Source organism: Profundibacter amoris (assembly GCF_003544895.1).
In the GTDB taxonomy this organism is placed as follows: domain Bacteria; phylum Pseudomonadota; class Alphaproteobacteria; order Rhodobacterales; family Rhodobacteraceae; genus Profundibacter; species Profundibacter amoris.
This window is the reverse complement of record NZ_CP032125.1, coordinates 1272691-1289163: the sequence shown is the minus strand read 5'-3', so window position 1 is coordinate 1289163 and position 16473 is coordinate 1272691. Positions and strand designations below refer to the sequence as shown.

The window sequence follows — 16473 nt, the reverse complement described above, 5'->3', positions numbered from 1 at the left end:
ACACAGGAGGGAATTATGACCCTTAATACTTTTACGATCAGTGTGTTTGTACTTGGTTTATCTGCGGTTCAGGCGTCTTCACAGGATATATACGGATCAATAGGGCTGAACCTCAATAATGGCAGCGTCGAAAGAACGGACATTGCTGGCCTCCCCAAATATGCCAACGGAGTGATCCTGAACGGGTTTGTCGGGAAAGAGTTCAATAATGGATACTTTATTGAAGGAGAAGCCAGACTCCAGGAAACCGATGCCGCGGTCGCTAGCGATGCTTTATCAAGCGGGCGCATGATTGCACTACGGGCTGGCCGCGATTTTGGGGTTTATGACATTGAAGGATTTGTTGGATATGTCACATCGGAAAATGATAATGATGGCACAAATGATCGCTATTTCATTGGCCTTGGTGGAACCTATCGCGTGAATCAGAAACTCTCGCTCAACGGTTTGCTTGGGTATCTGGACGGAACTGGCGGAACCGATGACGATGGCTTTGATGGCATGAGCAAGTTTACCCATGTCGCCCTGGGTATGAATTATCAGTTTAACAACCGGTTCGGAATGAATGCGACTGTCAGCTATGGTGACGGTGTTATGGATGATGATGTCCCGCGCGACGAGGCCGCAATTGTGAAAGAATTCACTATCGGCGGGACATACCAGTTCAACAATCCCGCATGGTCGGCCTATGCCAACCTGGCATATGCTGATCTTTACCAAGGTGGAGAACGGGATTCTGCCATCGACAAGCGGATAAATATCGGGGTCAACTGGTCATTTGGAAATCGTTCTTCCCAACGGTTACGCACCCGTCCGGCCATTCCTAATTATGCCTCTTGGTTGGCGGTTTCTGGTGGTATTCTGGAATAATAACCTGGTGTCCTTGAAAGCGCGGAGATATCTTCGCGCTTTTTCATACTCTCATTTTGCCAGCATCCACTTTCCCTTCGGGAAAAACGCATGAAACGCAAAGGCAAACATCACGTCATGGGGCACATCGCGCCCTTTGGCGTCGCGCACCCGCACGGTGCCAACATCCTTGCCTTTGCCGATCTGCCGCGTATCCAGCGCCGAGGCCTGACCCGACGCCCAGCTGATCACCAGACCCGCTTCGCGCACTTCGCCCTCGGAACTTAACCGGCTCATCGGCCAGGCGCGCTTGCCGACCCGCACCACCCGCATCAAGGGCGCAATCCCATGCGGCGGCATTTCCCCGTTGAACAGGAAGGGGCGCGCGGAACTGTCATAGCTGACGTAAGGGTTCTGCCCGTAACTGCGGCTCCAGTCAGGTTCGTCCATCACAAGGGCATCCGGATTGCGGGTCTTGAACTCGCCCCAGCTTTCCATCCAGCTGGGCAGTTGTTTCAGCACCTTGCCCTTGTTTGCCCCGACAATGCCGGTGCCGATCGCCTGTTGCCACCAGCTTTCGGTCTGTTTGTCATACATCACCATATCCGAATTGCGCAGCTTGCCCGACACGCCGAAGTCCAGCACTTTGCCACCAACCCGCCGGTCAAACACCATGCCCGAATTGCACAACGGGCAGAACGTTACCGCCACCGGCACACCGCCCACCACATCGTTTACAATTTCATGCCAGAGCAGATAGCGGATCGGATAGGCGCGCGGGGTTTGCCCCTTGATTTCAACCGTGATCACCGGCTCGCGCACATTGATGCGGTTTTCGCTTGCGACCTTGCGAAACTTCGGGCTGCTGATCGCCGGTATCCCGTCCCTGGGCGGACCGCCGGACAGGATTTCGCTCCAGTCTGTCACGCTGCTGCGGGAAAAATCGGTGTTGGGCCATTCGGATTTCCACAGGTCCGGATTGGCGCTGGCCGTGGTGACAAGGGCTGTGACAACGGCGGCAATCAATGGAAATATGCGTAGATGGCGGTGCATGAGGCATCCTCCTGGTTGGGGTGGATGCAGGATGCCAGAGCGGCAGACACAAGGATAGGCCTGCTCACGGTGGTTTGAAGGGGCGTGCGTCAGGCCCGCCCCTTCAAGGGTTTATTCGTCAACGACGGTGACTTTGGCCATATAGTCGGGTTCCGTAACCAGACCGTTCATCGCTTTGTCGCCCAGCTTGATATCATAAAGCGTTGGCAACCCGTCGATCAGACGGCCAACAACGGTATATTTACCGTTCAGGTTTTTGGCCGGTCCAAACATGATAAAGAACTGGCTGTTTGCCGAATCCGGATTGTTGGATCGTGCCATGCCGACAGTGCCCAGTTTGAACGGGATGTTGGAAAACTCGGCCTTCAGGTCCGGCATATCCGAAGCACCACGCCCCGCTTCAGCAATGTCGCCGCCCTGCTTGCCGAATTGCACGTCCCCCGTCTGGGCCATGAATTCGTCAATCACACGGTGGAACACAACGCCGTCATAAGCACCGGATTTTGCCAGCGCAATGATGCGTTCGACATGGGCCGGCGCAACATGGGGCAGCAGGTCAATCACCAGCGTGCCTTTGGGCGTGCCGTCACTGGCCGCCACTTCGATCACCAGATTGGGGCCGGGGGTGTCCTCGGCCAATGCTTTGCCGTTGGCGCCATCATAGAGGAAAAACGTCCCCCATATTGCCGCCCCCAGCACCAGCATGGCAATCGGAAAACCAAAGCCCTTAAACATCGGCGGCCACCTTCATGCTGATGATACGGTCGGGGTTCATCGGCGGCTCGCCACGGGCGATTTTGTCGACATGGTCCATGCCATCAATCACCTGACCGTAAACGGTGTATTGACCGTTCAGGAAATCATTGGCGCCAAAGTTGATGAAAAACTGGCTGTTGGCGGAATCTGGATTTTGCGACCGCGCAGCGCCAATGCTGCCACGCGCATGGGGCACTTTTGAGAATTCAGCCGGAACATTGGGCAAGTCCGACGCACCGGTTCCAGCGGCCCGCAGGTTGAAATCCTTTTCCATATTGCCATTGGCCACATCACCCGTCTGGGCCATGAAACCGTCAATCACCCGGTGGAAACAGACGTTGTCATAGGCACCGGAACGGGTCAGCGTTTTCATCCGCTCGACATGTTGGGGCGCAACATCGGGCAACAGTTCAATAGTGACTGTGCCGTCTTTGAGTTCCATCAGAATGGTGTTTTCGGGGTCTTTGATCTCGGCCATATCGGGCGCTCCTTTGATAGGGTGTTCATTCGCAGGGAACCTATGCGGGATGGCGCGGTTTTTAAAGGGGCAATACACTGTGCCACATTGACCCTGTATGTGTGATAGGGTTCTGTGGGCACGAAACGGCGCAAAACCCAACGGAGGTCTGGCATGGGCTGGAAAACACTCGACGATATCAATCTGGATGGAAAAACGGTTCTGGTGCGGGTCGATATCAACGTGCCCGTCAAGGATGGTGTGGTCACGGATGCCACGCGCATTGAACGCATTGTGCCCACGATCAAGGACATTCAGGCCGCCGGTGGCAAGCCGGTTCTGATGGCGCATTTCGGCCGCCCCAAGGGCAAGGTGGTGCCGGAACTGTCGTTGAAGGTCACCCTGCCCGCACTGGAAGAGGCCTTTGGCCAGCCGGTGATTTTCGCAGACGAAACCGAAGGCAAGCGCGCCGGATCGTGGATCAATGAAATGAACCCCGGCGACATTGTGCTGCTGGAAAACCTGCGCTTTCACCCCGGCGAAGAGGCCAACGATCCCACCTTTGCCGCCGATCTGGCCAGCCTTGGCGATGTTTACTGCAACGATGCCTTTTCCGTTTCCCACCGCGCCCATGCCTCGACCGAGGCCATCGCCCATCTGCTGCCCGCCTGTGCTGGCCGTTTGATGCAGGCCGAGCTAAGCGCGCTTGAAGCCGCTTTGGGCAACCCCGAACACCCGGTTTGTGCCGTGGTTGGCGGGGCCAAGGTTTCTACCAAACTGGATCTGCTGGGCAATCTGGTGTCCAAGGTCGATTTTCTGATCATCGGTGGCGGTATGGCCAACACATTTCTGGCCGCCCAAGGGGTGGATGTTGGCAAATCGCTGGCCGAGCACGAAATGAAAGACACTGCGCTGGAAATTCTGGCCAAGGCCAAGGATGTGAATTGCGAAGTCATCCTGCCGACCGACATCGTTGTCGCCCGCGAATTCAAGGAAAACGCCGATTACGAAGTCCTGCCAGCCGATGCCTGCCCGCCGGATGCAATGATCCTTGACGCCGGACCGGATACCGTTGAACGGATCACAACCGTGATTGAATCCAGCAAAACCCTGATTATGAACGGCCCGCTTGGCGTGTTCGAAATGCCCCCCTTTCACGCCGCGACATTTGCCATGCTGTTTGACATCGCCAAACAGACCAAGGCCGGTGCGCTGGTCTCGATTGCAGGCGGCGGCGATACCGTCGCGGCGATCAACGCTGCGGGCTATGCCGATGATTTCACCTATATCTCGACCGCCGGTGGTGCGTTTCTGGAATGGATGGAGGGCAAAACCCTGCCCGGGGTCGCGGCACTGGAAGGGGCATAGGTTTTTAGGGACTGATAGCGCCAACAGCATTGCACACCACCGTATACCTTTATAGAGCAGTGGGAAAACCTGCTGCTCTTGAAAGGAATTTACGATGAAAGCGACACGGATTGTCCAGAAGATTCTATCGAATTACGAGGCCGACTGCCCCGGTGTGAAGGCCAACCTCTGCCGCATCCTGATGAACGGCAAACTGGGCGGCACCGGCAAGATGATCATTCTGCCCGTTGATCAGGGGTTCGAACACGGCCCTGCACGCTCGTTCGCGCCCAATCCTGCGGCTTATGATCCGCATTACCACTACCAACTGGCCATTGACGCCGGCCTGAACGCCTATGCCGCCCCTTTGGGGATGCTGGAAGCGGGTGCCGATACTTTCGCCGGACAAATCCCGACGATCCTGAAGGCCAACTCGGCCAATTCGCTGATCCCGTCCGACGCCGCAAAAGATCAGGCCATCACAGCATCGGTTGACGACGCCCTGCGCATCGGGGCCTCGGCCATCGGCTTTACCATCTATCCCGGCTCCTCAATGGGGCTGGAGATGTTCGAGGAAATCTCGGCCATGCGCGAAGAGGCCGCGGCCAAAGGCATCGCAACCGTGATCTGGTCCTACCCGCGCGGCGAGGCACTGGACAAAGACGGTGAAACCGCGATCGATGTTGCCGCCTATGCCGCACAAATCGCCGCCCTGCTGGGCGCGCATATCATCAAAATCAAACTGTCCACCGATCATTTGTTCCTGCCCGAAGCCAAAAAGGTCTACGAGGACGAAAAGATCGATATCGCAACACAATCCGCCCGTGTGAAACATTGCATGGACGCCAGCTTTGCCGGTCGCCGTATCGTGGTGTTTTCCGGTGGCTCGAAGAAAGGTGCCGACAGTGTTTACGACGATGCCCGCGCTATTCGCGATGGTGGCGGCAACGGTTCGATCATCGGGCGCAACACCTTCCAGCGCAGCCGCGAAGACGCGCTGGCGATGCTGGCCAAACTGGTCGACATCTACAAAGGCAAGGCCTGACCGGCGGCGGGCTCGCCTGCGCCACACAGACCAAGAAAACAGCAACCCTCTGGCCCCGCCAGAGGGTTTCCTTTTGTATAGAGTCCAATAAGTCACAGGTATTGCAGTAAAATACCGCCGCTATGCGAATCGGGGGATTCACAAACCGGTCGGCATGTGCCATTGTAGCCAAAGCCGCATCAAGACGGTATTTCGAGGCATGGTATAATGACTGTTCAACGCAAACATCCGGCAATCGGTGGTGTCCTTTATTTCGGCTTTACCTTTGCGCTCGGCCTCTATTTCGCCTTTGCCGCCATTCAAGGCGACTACGGGTTGTTTCGCCGGATCCAGATCGACGCCGAAGCCGATGCCCTGCGCAGCGAGTTGGCGATCCTTGGCCAACAGGTGCAACGGATGGAAAACAAAACCCACCGCCTGTCCGACGAATATCTGGACCTTGACCTGCTGGATGAACAGGCCCGCAACGTGCTGGGCATGATCCGCGCCGACGAAATCGTCATCCGTTAAAATCTTTTCTCGCACTTCCTGCCGGTTTGTTATAGAATATAGTTTAACACTAAACTACTTAGCAAAACGCGAGGGCCTCCCCCTATGGCAGCCAAAAAACCTTCAAAGAAATCAAATGTTTCCAAGGATGAGCTGTTAAAGTTCTATCGCGAGATGTTGTTGATCCGTCGATTCGAGGAAAAGGCAGGGCAACTATACGGCATGGGATTGATCGGCGGGTTCTGCCATCTTTACATCGGCCAAGAGGCCGTCGTCGTCGGGCTCGAGGCCACCACCAAAGAGGGCGACAACCGCCTGACCTCCTATCGCGACCACGGTCATATGCTGGCCTGTGGCATGGACGCCAAAGGTGTGATGGCCGAACTGACCGGACGCGAGGGCGGCTATTCCAAAGGCAAGGGTGGCTCGATGCATATGTTCTCGAAAGAGGCGCATTTTTATGGTGGTCACGGCATTGTCGGCGCGCAGGTTCCAATTGGCGCGGGGCTGGCCTTTGCTGACAAATACAAGGGCAACGACAATGTCACCTTCACCTATTTCGGCGATGGCGCGGCGAATCAGGGGCAGGTTTACGAAACCTTCAATATTGCGTCGCTTTGGAAACTGCCGGTGATTTTCGTGATTGAAAACAATCACTACGCGATGGGTACCTCGCTGGAACGCGGCTCCTCCACCCCCGAACTATACACCCGCGGGCAGGCCTTCGGCATCCCCGGTGAATCGGTGGACGGAATGGATGTGCTGGCGGTGAAAGCGGCAGGCGAAAAGGCGGTTGCACATTGTCGCGCCGGCAATGGCCCCTACATTCTGGAAATGGTCACCTATCGCTATCGCGGCCATTCCATGTCTGACCCTGCCAAATACCGCTCGCGCGAGGAAGTGCAGAAAATGCGCGCCGAACATGATGCGATTGACCATGTCCGCCAGATGCTGTTGCAGGGCAAACATGCCTCCGAGGACGATCTGAAAGCGATAGACAAAGAGATCAAGGCGGTGGTGAATGAATCTGCAGATTTTGCCCGCGAAAGCCCCGAACCGGCGCTGAGCGAACTGTGGACAGACATCTACGCCGACGCGTAACCATCGGACAAGACGGAGAAATAATAAATGGCAACCAAAATACTAATGCCCGCGCTTTCCCCGACGATGGAAGAAGGCACATTGGCGAAATGGCTGGTGAAAGAGGGTGATACCATCGAATCCGGCATGGTGATCGCCGAAATCGAAACCGACAAGGCCACGATGGAATTCGAGGCTGTCGACGAGGGCATCATGGGCAAAATCCTGATCCCCGAGGGCACCGAAGGCGTGGCCGTCAACACCCCGATCGCCGTTTTGGTCGAAGAGGGCGAGGATGCCAGTGCCATCCCCGTACCCGCCGCCGCTCCGGCCCCTACCCCGACACCAGAAACCACCGCCGCTCCTGCGCCTGTGGCAATCGAAGCCCCGCAAGACCCCGAAATCCCCGCCGGCACCGAAATGAAGCCCACCACCGTGCGCGAGGCCCTGCGCGATGCCATGGCCGAGGAAATGCGCCGCGATGAAACCGTCTATCTGATGGGTGAAGAGGTCGCGCAATATCAGGGCGCTTATAAAGTGTCCCAGGGATTGCTGGACGAATTCGGCGACAAACGGGTGATCGACACCCCGATCACCGAACACGGATTTACCGGCCTTGCTGTTGGCGCCTCTTTTGGCGGGCTTAAGCCAATCGTCGAATATATGACCTTCAACTTTGCCATGCAGGCGATGGATCAGATCATCAATTCCGCCGCCAAGACACTATATATGTCCGGCGGCCAGATGGGCGCACATATCGTGTTTCGCGGGGCCAATGGTGCGGCCTCCCGCGTTGGGGCACAACACAGTCAGGATTACGCCGCGTGGTATGCACAAATTCCCGGGCTGAAGGTGGTGATGCCCTATTCTGCCGCCGATGCCAAAGGCCTGCTGAAAACCGCGATCCGCGACCCCAATCCGGTTGTTTTTCTGGAAAACGAAATTCTTTATGGCCAGACTTTCGATGTGCCGGTGCTGGATGATTACACCATCCCCTTCGGTGTTGCCAAAATCTGGCGCGAGGGCACGGATGTGACCATTGTCAGTTTCGGCATCGGCATGAAATACGCGCTCGAGGCCGCCGACCGGCTGGCCAATGACGGTATCTCGGCCGAGGTGATCGACCTGCGCACCCTGCGCCCGATGGACACCGCCACAGTGATAAAATCCGTCATGAAAACAAACCGTTGCGTCACTGTCGAAGAGGGCTGGCCGGTGGGTTCTATCGGTGGCCACATCTCGTCCGTATTGATGCAGGAGGCCTTTGATTATCTAGATGCCCCCGTGATCAACTGCACCGGCAAGGACGTTCCGATGCCCTATGCCGCCAACCTTGAAAAACTGGCGCTGGTGACGACCGACGAAGTTGTCGAGGCCGTCCACCAAGTCACCTATCGTTAAGGAAGCCGCAATATGCCGACAGAAATCCTGATGCCCGCACTCTCCCCCACAATGGAGGAAGGCACGCTTGCAAAATGGCTGGTGAAAGAGGGCGACATGGTGCAATCCGGTGACCTGATCGCCGAAATCGAAACCGACAAGGCGACGATGGAATTCGAGGCCGTGGACGAAGGGATCGTCGGCAAACTGCTGGTACCCGAGGGCACCGAAGGGGTCAAGGTCAACACCCCGATTGCCGTGCTGCTGGAGGATGGCGAAACGACAGATGATATCGGCACTGCCCCCGCAAAACCCGCCGCTGCGCCGGCCCCCGCGCCGGGGCCTGCAACAGCAAAGCAGGAAAAACCAACGTCCGCTCCCCCTGCCCCGAAAGCTGACGGCAAACGTATCTTCGCCTCGCCTCTGGCCCGCCGGATCGCCGCTGACAAAGGCATTGATCTGTCCCAACTCACCGGCTCCGGCCCGCACGGGCGCATCGTCAAAGCCGATGTTCTTGGGCAGCCGGCCACGCCTGTGGTTGCCGCCCCTGCATCGGCGTCCGCCCCGATGCCTACCGGCCCGGCCACCGGTGTTCTGGCCAAAATCTACGCCGATCGGGATTATCAGGAAATCCCTCTGAACGGTATGCGCAAAACCATCGCCGCCCGCCTGACCGAGGCCAAACAGTCGATCCCGCATTTCTACCTGCGCCGCGACATCCGCATCGACGCCCTGCTTCAGGGCCGCGCCCTGATCAACAAGCAACTGGAAGCGAAGGGGCTGAAAATCTCGGTCAATGATTTCATCATCAAGGCCTGCGCGATGGCCCTGCAATCGGTACCAAAGGCCAACGCGATCTGGGCCAATGACCGGCTGTTCCAGCTGAAACCATCGGACGTGGCCGTGGCTGTGGCCGTGGACGACGGGCTGTTCACACCGGTGATCAAGGACGCGGAAACCAAGACCCTCACGCAGCTTTCGGTCGAGATGAAAGACCTTGCCACCCGCGCCCGCGAAGGCAAACTGGCCCCGAGCGAATACCTTGGCGGCAGCTTTGCAATTTCCAATCTGGGCATGTTCAGCATCGATAATTTCGACGCCGTGATCAACCCACCACACGGGGCCATTCTGGCCGTCGGGGCGGGCGTGAAGAAACCTGTGGTCGGCAAGGATGGCGAATTGTCCGTGGCCACGGTGATGTCCGTCACCCTGTCGGTCGACCACCGTGTGATTGACGGGGCACTGGGGGCACTGCTGCTGAATGCCATCGTTGAAAATCTTGAAAATCCGGTCTCGATGCTGGCCTAAAACAATCCCAAAACGGCGCGGAATAATAACATTGCTTGCGCCATTTTAATATTAAATATCAGTCGGTTCCACCCAAAAGCTGATCCATCGTCACCGATGGCTGATCACAACCGGAATCGCCAATGATCTTGGCCGGAACCCCCGCCACCGTTTTGCGGGCCGGCACGTCATGCAACACCACAGACCCGGCGGCAATGCGCGAACAATTGCCCACCTCGATATTGCCCAGCACCTTGGCGCCAGCGCCAATCAGCACCCCGTTGCCGATCTTGGGGTGACGGTCGCCATCCTCTTTGCCGGTGCCGCCCAATGTCACCGAATGCAGCATCGACACATTGTTGCCAACCACTGCGGTTTCGCCAATCACAATCGAATGGGCATGGTCGATCATCAGCCCCTGCCCGATTTGGGCAGCGGGATGAATATCGATCCCGAACATTTCCGACACCCGCATCTGAAAGAAAAACGCCATGTCGTGCCGGCCGGATCTCCACAGCCAGTGCCCGATGCGATAGGCCTGCACCGCCTGAAACCCCTTGAAGAACAACAGCGGTTGCAACAACCGGTGGCACGCCGGATCACGCTCGCGGATCGCCACCAGATCGGCCCGTGCCGCCTGCCCCAGTTCGGGGGCCTCGGCATAGGCCTCGTCCGAAATCTCGCGTAAAATTTGCTCCGACATCTCGCCCGAGGCCAGTTTCAGCGACACCCGATAGGCCAGTGCGCGTTCCAGTGTCGGGTGATGCAGCACCGAAGAATGCGCCAGCCCGCCCAGCAACGGCTCGTCTGCGACAACGCCGGTTGCCTCTTTGCAAATCTGTTCCCAGACCGGATCAACCTCGGCCAGTTTTGTGCGCGCGTTTGTCATCATGGTTTCCTTGCTGCCTGTGCTGCACTATAGCAGATAGGCCGCGCAGGCAAAATTGAAAACCCTGATCACAGGTATTTGCATCATGAATGACTCCGATCTGGCGCATTTCCGCACCCTGCTACTAACACTTCAGAACGAATTGACAGATCAGGGCAACAGCACCAAAGACGCCCGCAAAACCGTGGTGCTGGACCAGCAATCGGTCGGCCGCCTGTCCCGCATGAACGCGATGCAGCAACAGGCGATGGCCAAGGCCACCCAGACCCGCCGTGACCATCAGGGCCTTCGGATCAAGGCTGCATTGGAGCGGATGGATCAGGGCGAATACGGCTATTGCACGGATTGCGGCGAGGACATCGCGCTTAAACGGCTTCAGCTTGACCCGACCGTGCCAACCTGCATTTCCTGCGCTTCCGGCTGAACATCGCCCGTTCGCTGCGCCACGCCAGCAGTTCCGAAAAAACCGTGATCAGACAGCGGCAATAGTCGGGATCATCCAAAAACGGCTCGGATGCCCTGTCCCACCGCATCGCCACCGCCATCAGGCTGCCGTTGCCCCACGCAGGGTGCCCCTTGCCCAGCCGCTTGCGATAAAGGTCCGCAGCCGCCGCCTGTTCCAGCATGTCCCGCATCGCATCCGTACGCGCCGAAACCGGCAATCGCAGCAGCACCAAAGCTGCAGCCACCACATCGCCATGCAGAACCGGCCGCATTCCTACGCCGTGATCTCGACGGCTGCAAACGGCCCGGGGCCGAAACTGTCGGATAACTGCGCCACCTCGATGGTAAAGGGCGCACTCGCCCCGTCCGCCGCCTGATTCGCCGCCGCATAGGTCCAGTCCGGCACGTTGCGAAAAACCTCGCGCAGGATCGTGCTGCCGGATTTGACCCGCAGCAGATACCGCTCGACTGTTTCCCCCAAGGGCACCTCGACCCCTTCCCAACTGTCGCCATCCACCCGCGTGCGCCGGATCCAGCTAACCGCAATATCATTTCCGACAGTCCCGCTTGTCCGCACATGACAGGGCGCATATGGCCGCAACCCGATCCCCTGAAACGCCGCCTGCATATGCAGATAGGACGGATCATCATAATTGCGCGCCGCTGGTCCGATCCGGTAATGCCGCGACAATCCGCGCTCGCTTAATGCCAGATCAATCTGTTCCGGCACCCCGTTCAGCAACACGAACTGACTGCCCGCAGGCCACTGTGCCGGCATAATTCCGTCCGATCCCGCCTGCCCCCGCAGCCGCAGCGACAGATCATAGGTATCCTCGGCCACCAATGCGACTTCGGCAAACTGGAACACCTCCCAGTTAGCACCCGAGCCATCACCAATCGCCGCCAGATTGGCACCATTCAACACATCCCCCCAAGGGGACGAGGCCAGATCGCCGCCATAAACCTTCACCCGCAAGGGCGCGCCATGATCCTTCAGCCCGCTGTGCGCCGTGGGCAGCACCGTTTCGGTCACGCCGATCACGCTTGAGGACTCGATCAACCGGTTCAGACCATAGCCCGCATCCGTTGAAGAACTGTAAACCGCCACCGATCCCGGCCAGGGCGTGGCTGTCACCGCCAAATGCGGCGCATGTGCCACCTCGTCCCCGCGCAGCAACGGCAGATCCATGAACAGCGGATAAACTGGCACAGCGGGGGTGAACGGGCGCAGGTTCGGCACCTCGTCGGTGCCTTCCGAGGGGCGGTAAACGCCCCCTTCCACCCGCACCGCCTCAATCATCTGCGCGCCGGCCTGTTCCACATTGTCCAACCGGTACAGCGCCTCGCCATCACCATCCGGCAGGCGCACCACATCGCCCGCGCCCAGCGCCAGCTCGCTCATCGGCAGGGCAAAGCGCGCGCCATCCCGCGCCACCCGCGATTCCGCCAGCCAGCGTTCCACCACAGCGCGGCCTTCCGAGCCGGTCAGCGCCAGCGGCAGTTCCGATTGCGACACACTGAAGGTGGCCTCGTCGGGGAACACCGCTTCAACCGCCCGCACCTCGTAATCCCCCGTGGCCTCGACAAAATTCAGCCGGATGCGCCCCGCCACTTCGGCCATCGGTGCGCGGGTGGTTTCGATCAGCCCGTCCGCCTCGGCCGCCACGGCCAGCTTCCCGGCCGACACCACACCGGTTTCCCGCCCGTCGCGGTTGCGGAAGATCAACACCCCGTCCCGCTCGATCGCGTCAAACCCGTAGGCCAGCATCAGGGGCTGCAACGCCGCCCGCGCCCCGTCAATCGCCGGCACGGAATATCCGCGCACATAACCATACAGGCGGCTGACATCATAGTGCGTCACACCGGAACGCTCGCATATCTCGGCCACAACCGAGGCCAGCGACCGCGCCGCCGTGCGCCCGTTCAGCCAATGCCCGCGCGCATAATTATCCCCGTCCGTCCACAATTCCCGATGGTTCGGAAAATAGGGAAAGGGACGCGCGTCCCAAGCCCAGACATGGGCGTGCGCCATATCCACCATCTGCACATCGGTTTCATCATGCACCGGGTTGTTCGCCGGATCATTCCAGAACCGGTGCATCGCCCGCAGATACTGCATCTGGATCAATTCATCCCGCGTGCCGTCGGAATAGCGCGGCAGACTGGATTCCGACGACTTGGGATCAACAAACTTGTTCGGCTGGTTCGTGCCCTTGTCCACCGCCGCACAGCCCAGCTCGGTAAACCACACCGGCTTGCTGCCCGCTTCCCATGCGGTCGGCGTGCTTTGCCGCACCCCGCCAATGCGCTCATGGTGCGTGCTTAACCACCAGCTTTTGATATCCTTGAAACGGTAAATCCACGGCTCGCCATGTTCGTCATCGGTGATCGGCGTGCGTATCTGCGCCGCGCGGGCCTCGGGCGAATGGTAATACCAGTCTTAACCCTCGCCACCCATGATGTTGGATTCCAGATAGTCGAGGTTGTAAATCGACCCCGCACCCGCATCCAGATGCTCATAGCCTTCGCGCCAGTCCGACAGCGGCATATAGTTGTCGATGCCGACGAAATCTATATTCGCATCCGCCCACAGCGCATCCAGATGGAACAGACGGTCACCACTGCCATCCTGCGGCTGATAACCGAAATATTCCGACCAGTCCGCCGCATAGGAAATCTTCACTCCCGCGCCCAGAATGCTTCGCACATCCGCCGCCAGATCACGCAGCGCCTGCACCACAGGGAACGAACCACCCGCCCCCCTGATCTGCGTCAACCCGCGCAATTCCGAGCCGATCAGGAAGGCCTCGACACCCCCCGCCGCCGCACACAGATGCGCGTAATGCAGCACAAACCGCCAATAGGACCATTCGGCAGGGCCGCTATAGGACACCCCGCCAGCCGTAGCCGTGAAATCCGCAGCCGACGCCGCCCCGAAAAACGCCGCCACCTCGGCATCCACCGCCGCCGTGCCATCCGGTGATCCCGCCTGCCCCGGTGCAACCGACAGCGTGATCCGCCCACGCCAAGGCAGGGCCGGTTGATCCGCCGCGCCGGTATAGGGGTCACTCAACCCGTTGCCTGCCAGTTGATCCATCAGCACAAAGGGGTAAAACACCACCCCCTTGCCATGCGCGTTCAGATGCTGGATCGCCTCGATCACCGACTGATCCGTCGGTGTGCCACCGTAAACCGAACGCCCGTCCAGTTCCGGCACAACAGCCGCCGCCCCACGCGACACACCAGACACCGACCAGGGCATCCCCGTGCCGTCATCGCCCGCCCTGATTGACCTCGGCCACCAGCCGGTCCGCACCGTATTCTTCAACCATCGCGATCGCCACCCGCGCCCAGGCCGCAGGCGTGGCGGCGGATACAGTTGCATCCTTCAACACCACCGCCCGCCAGTCCGCCGGATTGCCCTGACAGTTTGCGCCAACAACCACGATGCCGCATTCATCCGATCCCTTGTGCCCTGTCACCGGCGGGTCTACCGCCACCACGATCCGGTCCAGATCACCGGCCTCCTCCAGCCGTAAATCCTCCAGCATCGCGGATGTCCACAACGCCCCTTCCGCATCCTCCAGCAGCATCCCGTCCAGTTCCTGCCGCCCCAGCCGCGTGCCGGCATAACGTGCCCGAACCTCTTTCAGAAAGGACGCCGCCAGATAGGCGCGGTTCGCCTCGGTGGGCGCGCGGGTCACCATCGTGGTGGAATTCCCCAGTATCGCCTTTAGCACCGGCACATTTTTGGGCGTGGTCGTCACGCACTGGCGCGGACAATCCCCCAGCCGCAACCCGAATTGCAGCATGTCCCAGGCCTCCTCGGCCTTCTTCCATTTGGCCAGCTCGTCCACCCAGGCCGCGTCGAACTGCGGCCCGCGTAAACTCTCGGGGTCATGCGCCGAAAACACCTGCGCCACCGCCCCGTTCGGCCAGACCAGCCGCTTGCGGGTCGCCTGCCATTCGGGGCGCCGGTCCGGCGGCGAGCAAGCCAGAATGCCGCTCTCGCCAAACACCATCACCTCGCGGGTCTGTTCAATGGTTTCCCCCACCAGCGCCACCCGCCGCGCCCGCCCCATATCCATCGGCCGCGATCCTTCGACCATGCTGCGTACCCATTCGGCCCCCGCACGGGTTTTCCCCGCCCCGCGCCCGCCCATGATCACCCATGTGCGCCAGTCCCCTTCCGGCGGCAACTGGTGTTCAAACGCCCAGAACTCGAACAGATAGGGCAGCGCCAGCAGCGTTTCCTCACTCAGGCTGTCCAGAAATTCCGTCTGTTCCCTTGGCGTCGCGCAAGCGAGCAATTCTGCGCCCGACCTCAAGTCGGGCCGCATCAAAGTCGAGCGCATAGTCATGCACGATTCCGGCTGTGTTTTTTCGGAGCTTTTCAATTTTTGCCCTTTCATCAAACGCCGTCTGCGCGGCCTTGCTCAGCTCGCGAATCCGCGCCACCGCTTCCTTGGAAAGCGTAGTTTCTTCCGCTTCAAACGCTGCAATCAATTCCTCGACGCGGTATAGCATCCGGCCAAGGTGCTTCTCGGCGATGCAAAGGATTTCCTCGGCTTCACCGTTGCCCCCTACGGGTGTAATCATTGTCATGTGGTCTGAATCTGCCTCTCATGCCGCTCCGCACAAGAGAAATGAAAAAGCAGCCGCAGGATAACCTCCCCGACTGCTTGCCCACTTCTTCTAGCTTGCCACAATGTATACTTTGGAGCGTTCGCAAAGTCAAGGAGAATCCCTGTATGCGTGTGGAACCCACCGTTCGATAAGGTTAATAAACCATTAACAATCAATAACTAAAGGCAGTTACCCGATCACAGCACGACACCGGTCAAGGAATCAGTATTCACCTTATGGCGGCACAAAGGCCCATCATTCACAACAGGCCTTTGCGATGTCACCTTTGCAGGGATCAGTAACCTGCATCCGCGCAATAATCCGCACCGCGTGCGCTAAACATGCCCAGGTTCTCTCCGTCTGCATCTTCCCACTGGTATACAAACCTCGCGCCTCCAGCCAACGCCGCCTTCATGGTATCGTCATTGCATAGAAAATTGGCCGCCTGGTTTTTACGCGACTCCAGATATTCTTCGGCGCTACTGCCTATTTTCTCCAGGGGCAAAATCGACTTCCCCCTTACGGTAAGCTGTTTTTCCACATGCACGGCCGAGGTCAGACGTGACCAGCCATCATATGCCAGATTACCGCTGTCATTGATTTCCTTGGCGCGTTTTTCCAGAACCGTGCTGATCTCTTCTGCGGACAACGGTTTGACCCCAAGCAGCCCCAGGGCCTGTGCGCCAAAATACCCACCCGCAGCAACAACGGCTGCGGCCACAATGCCAACGACTTTATTCATAATATCTTCCTTTTAAAAACGATAGAATC

General features: G+C 58.7%; 15 protein-coding genes and 2 pseudogenes. 8 read left to right on the top strand and 9 right to left on the bottom strand.

Annotation, left to right across the window (positions count from 1 at the left end):
* Positions 1-15 precede the first annotated feature (15 nt).
* On the top strand, positions 16-870 hold the full coding sequence (locus BAR1_RS06450) for an outer membrane beta-barrel protein (RefSeq protein ID WP_118942261.1): 855 nt from the start codon (positions 16-18) through the stop codon (positions 868-870).
* A 51-nt stretch (positions 871-921) separates the two neighbouring features.
* Here the strand turns inward: BAR1_RS06450 and BAR1_RS06445 are convergent, their stop codons facing one another.
* From BAR1_RS06445 to BAR1_RS06435, 3 genes are all read right to left on the bottom strand, one after another.
* Positions 922-1902: a DUF3179 domain-containing protein gene (locus tag BAR1_RS06445; protein WP_118942260.1), complete on the bottom strand. Its 981-nt coding sequence runs from the start codon at positions 1900-1902 to the stop codon at positions 922-924.
* 111 nt (positions 1903-2013) lie between these two features.
* A complete protein-coding gene (locus BAR1_RS06440; protein WP_162891682.1) occupies positions 2014-2637 on the bottom strand; it encodes a peptidylprolyl isomerase in 624 nt (207 codons plus the stop codon).
* On the bottom strand, positions 2630-3136 hold the full coding sequence (locus BAR1_RS06435; protein ID WP_118942259.1) for a peptidylprolyl isomerase: 507 nt from the start codon (positions 3134-3136) through the stop codon (positions 2630-2632). The genes BAR1_RS06440 and BAR1_RS06435 overlap by 8 nt, the downstream gene beginning before the upstream one ends.
* A gap of 153 nt (positions 3137-3289) precedes the next feature.
* Between BAR1_RS06435 and BAR1_RS06430 the strand changes: the two genes are divergently transcribed.
* The 6 genes from BAR1_RS06430 to BAR1_RS06405 all read left to right on the top strand — a co-directional run bounded on the left by BAR1_RS06430 (position 3290) and on the right by BAR1_RS06405 (position 9764).
* Entirely contained in the window at positions 3290-4483 is a 1194-nt protein-coding gene (locus BAR1_RS06430) for a phosphoglycerate kinase (RefSeq protein WP_118942258.1), read from the top strand.
* 94 nt (positions 4484-4577) lie between these two features.
* Positions 4578-5507, top strand: coding sequence for a class I fructose-bisphosphate aldolase (locus tag BAR1_RS06425; protein ID WP_118942257.1), 930 nt, complete (start codon positions 4578-4580; stop codon positions 5505-5507).
* Positions 5508-5714: 207 nt separating this feature from the next.
* The gene (locus BAR1_RS06420; RefSeq protein ID WP_118942256.1) at positions 5715-6017 is read left to right on the top strand and encodes an FtsB family cell division protein; all 303 of its coding nucleotides are present in this window, start codon (positions 5715-5717) and stop codon (positions 6015-6017) included.
* Positions 6018-6101: 84 nt separating this feature from the next.
* Positions 6102-7097, top strand: coding sequence for a pyruvate dehydrogenase (acetyl-transferring) E1 component subunit alpha (gene pdhA, locus BAR1_RS06415; protein ID WP_118942255.1), 996 nt, complete (start codon positions 6102-6104; stop codon positions 7095-7097).
* A gap of 27 nt (positions 7098-7124) precedes the next feature.
* Positions 7125-8477 carry a pyruvate dehydrogenase complex E1 component subunit beta gene (locus BAR1_RS06410; protein WP_118942254.1) on the top strand — a complete coding sequence of 451 codons (1353 nt, stop codon included), beginning with the start codon at positions 7125-7127 and terminating at the stop codon, positions 8475-8477.
* Positions 8478-8489: 12 nt separating this feature from the next.
* Complete coding sequence (locus tag BAR1_RS06405) at positions 8490-9764, top strand: pyruvate dehydrogenase complex dihydrolipoamide acetyltransferase (RefSeq protein WP_118942253.1); 1275 nt, start codon at positions 8490-8492, stop codon at positions 9762-9764.
* Between the two features lie 58 nt (positions 9765-9822).
* Here BAR1_RS06405 and cysE read toward each other — a convergent pair whose 3' ends face one another.
* Positions 9823-10632, bottom strand: coding sequence for a serine O-acetyltransferase (gene cysE, locus BAR1_RS06400; protein WP_118942252.1), 810 nt, complete (start codon positions 10630-10632; stop codon positions 9823-9825).
* Positions 10633-10717: 85 nt separating this feature from the next.
* On the opposite strand from cysE, the gene BAR1_RS06395 reads away from it, so the two are divergent.
* Complete coding sequence (locus BAR1_RS06395; RefSeq protein WP_118944370.1) at positions 10718-11056, top strand: TraR/DksA family transcriptional regulator; 339 nt, start codon at positions 10718-10720, stop codon at positions 11054-11056.
* On the opposite strand, the gene BAR1_RS06390 is transcribed toward BAR1_RS06395, so the two are convergent.
* The 5 genes and pseudogenes from BAR1_RS06390 to BAR1_RS06370 form a co-directional block, all read right to left on the bottom strand.
* Positions 10998-11348 carry a DUF7742 family protein gene (locus tag BAR1_RS06390; protein ID WP_194295022.1) on the bottom strand — a complete coding sequence of 117 codons (351 nt, stop codon included), beginning with the start codon at positions 11346-11348 and terminating at the stop codon, positions 10998-11000. The two genes, BAR1_RS06395 and BAR1_RS06390, sit on opposite strands and share 59 nt — an antisense overlap.
* A gap of 2 nt (positions 11349-11350) precedes the next feature.
* A pseudogene (locus tag BAR1_RS06385) lies at positions 11351-14395 on the bottom strand (baseplate multidomain protein megatron); the annotation flags it as partial.
* Positions 14355-15431: pseudogene (locus tag BAR1_RS06380) on the bottom strand (DNA-packaging protein); the annotation flags it as partial. The pseudogenes BAR1_RS06385 and BAR1_RS06380, both read right to left, overlap by 41 nt.
* Positions 15331-15681 carry a hypothetical protein gene (locus BAR1_RS06375; RefSeq protein WP_118942251.1) on the bottom strand — a complete coding sequence of 117 codons (351 nt, stop codon included), beginning with the start codon at positions 15679-15681 and terminating at the stop codon, positions 15331-15333. The gene BAR1_RS06375 and the pseudogene BAR1_RS06380, both read right to left, overlap by 101 nt.
* Positions 15682-15997: 316 nt before the next feature.
* Positions 15998-16444 (bottom strand): hypothetical protein, encoded by a 447-nt coding sequence (locus tag BAR1_RS06370; RefSeq protein WP_118942250.1) that lies wholly within the window; start codon positions 16442-16444, stop codon positions 15998-16000.
* Between the last annotated feature and the right edge of the window lie 29 nt (positions 16445-16473).

What these genes read in the sequence shown, in the direction of transcription:
- BAR1_RS06405 (WP_118942253.1), top strand. Translation starts at nt 8,490, where the DNA reads ATGCCGACAGAAATCCTGATGCCCGCACTCTCCCCCACAATGGAGGAA.
- BAR1_RS06450 (WP_118942261.1), top strand. Translation starts at nt 16, where the DNA reads ATGACCCTTAATACTTTTACGATCAGTGTGTTTGTACTTGGTTTATCT.
- BAR1_RS06435 (WP_118942259.1), bottom strand. Translation starts at nt 3,136, where the DNA reads ATGGCCGAGATCAAAGACCCCGAAAACACCATTCTGATGGAACTCAAA.
- cysE (WP_118942252.1), bottom strand. Translation starts at nt 10,632, where the DNA reads ATGACAAACGCGCGCACAAAACTGGCCGAGGTTGATCCGGTCTGGGAA.
- BAR1_RS06430 (WP_118942258.1), top strand. Translation starts at nt 3,290, where the DNA reads ATGGGCTGGAAAACACTCGACGATATCAATCTGGATGGAAAAACGGTT.
- BAR1_RS06410 (WP_118942254.1), top strand. Translation starts at nt 7,125, where the DNA reads ATGGCAACCAAAATACTAATGCCCGCGCTTTCCCCGACGATGGAAGAA.
- BAR1_RS06425 (WP_118942257.1), top strand. Translation starts at nt 4,578, where the DNA reads ATGAAAGCGACACGGATTGTCCAGAAGATTCTATCGAATTACGAGGCC.
- BAR1_RS06445 (WP_118942260.1), bottom strand. Translation starts at nt 1,902, where the DNA reads ATGCACCGCCATCTACGCATATTTCCATTGATTGCCGCCGTTGTCACA.
- BAR1_RS06370 (WP_118942250.1), bottom strand. Translation starts at nt 16,444, where the DNA reads ATGAATAAAGTCGTTGGCATTGTGGCCGCAGCCGTTGTTGCTGCGGGT.
- BAR1_RS06420 (WP_118942256.1), top strand. Translation starts at nt 5,715, where the DNA reads ATGACTGTTCAACGCAAACATCCGGCAATCGGTGGTGTCCTTTATTTC.
- pdhA (WP_118942255.1), top strand. Translation starts at nt 6,102, where the DNA reads ATGGCAGCCAAAAAACCTTCAAAGAAATCAAATGTTTCCAAGGATGAG.
- BAR1_RS06395 (WP_118944370.1), top strand. Translation starts at nt 10,718, where the DNA reads ATGAATGACTCCGATCTGGCGCATTTCCGCACCCTGCTACTAACACTT.
- BAR1_RS06375 (WP_118942251.1), bottom strand. Translation starts at nt 15,681, where the DNA reads ATGACAATGATTACACCCGTAGGGGGCAACGGTGAAGCCGAGGAAATC.
- BAR1_RS06440 (WP_162891682.1), bottom strand. Translation starts at nt 2,637, where the DNA reads ATGTTTAAGGGCTTTGGTTTTCCGATTGCCATGCTGGTGCTGGGGGCG.
- BAR1_RS06390 (WP_194295022.1), bottom strand. Translation starts at nt 11,348, where the DNA reads ATGCGGCCGGTTCTGCATGGCGATGTGGTGGCTGCAGCTTTGGTGCTG.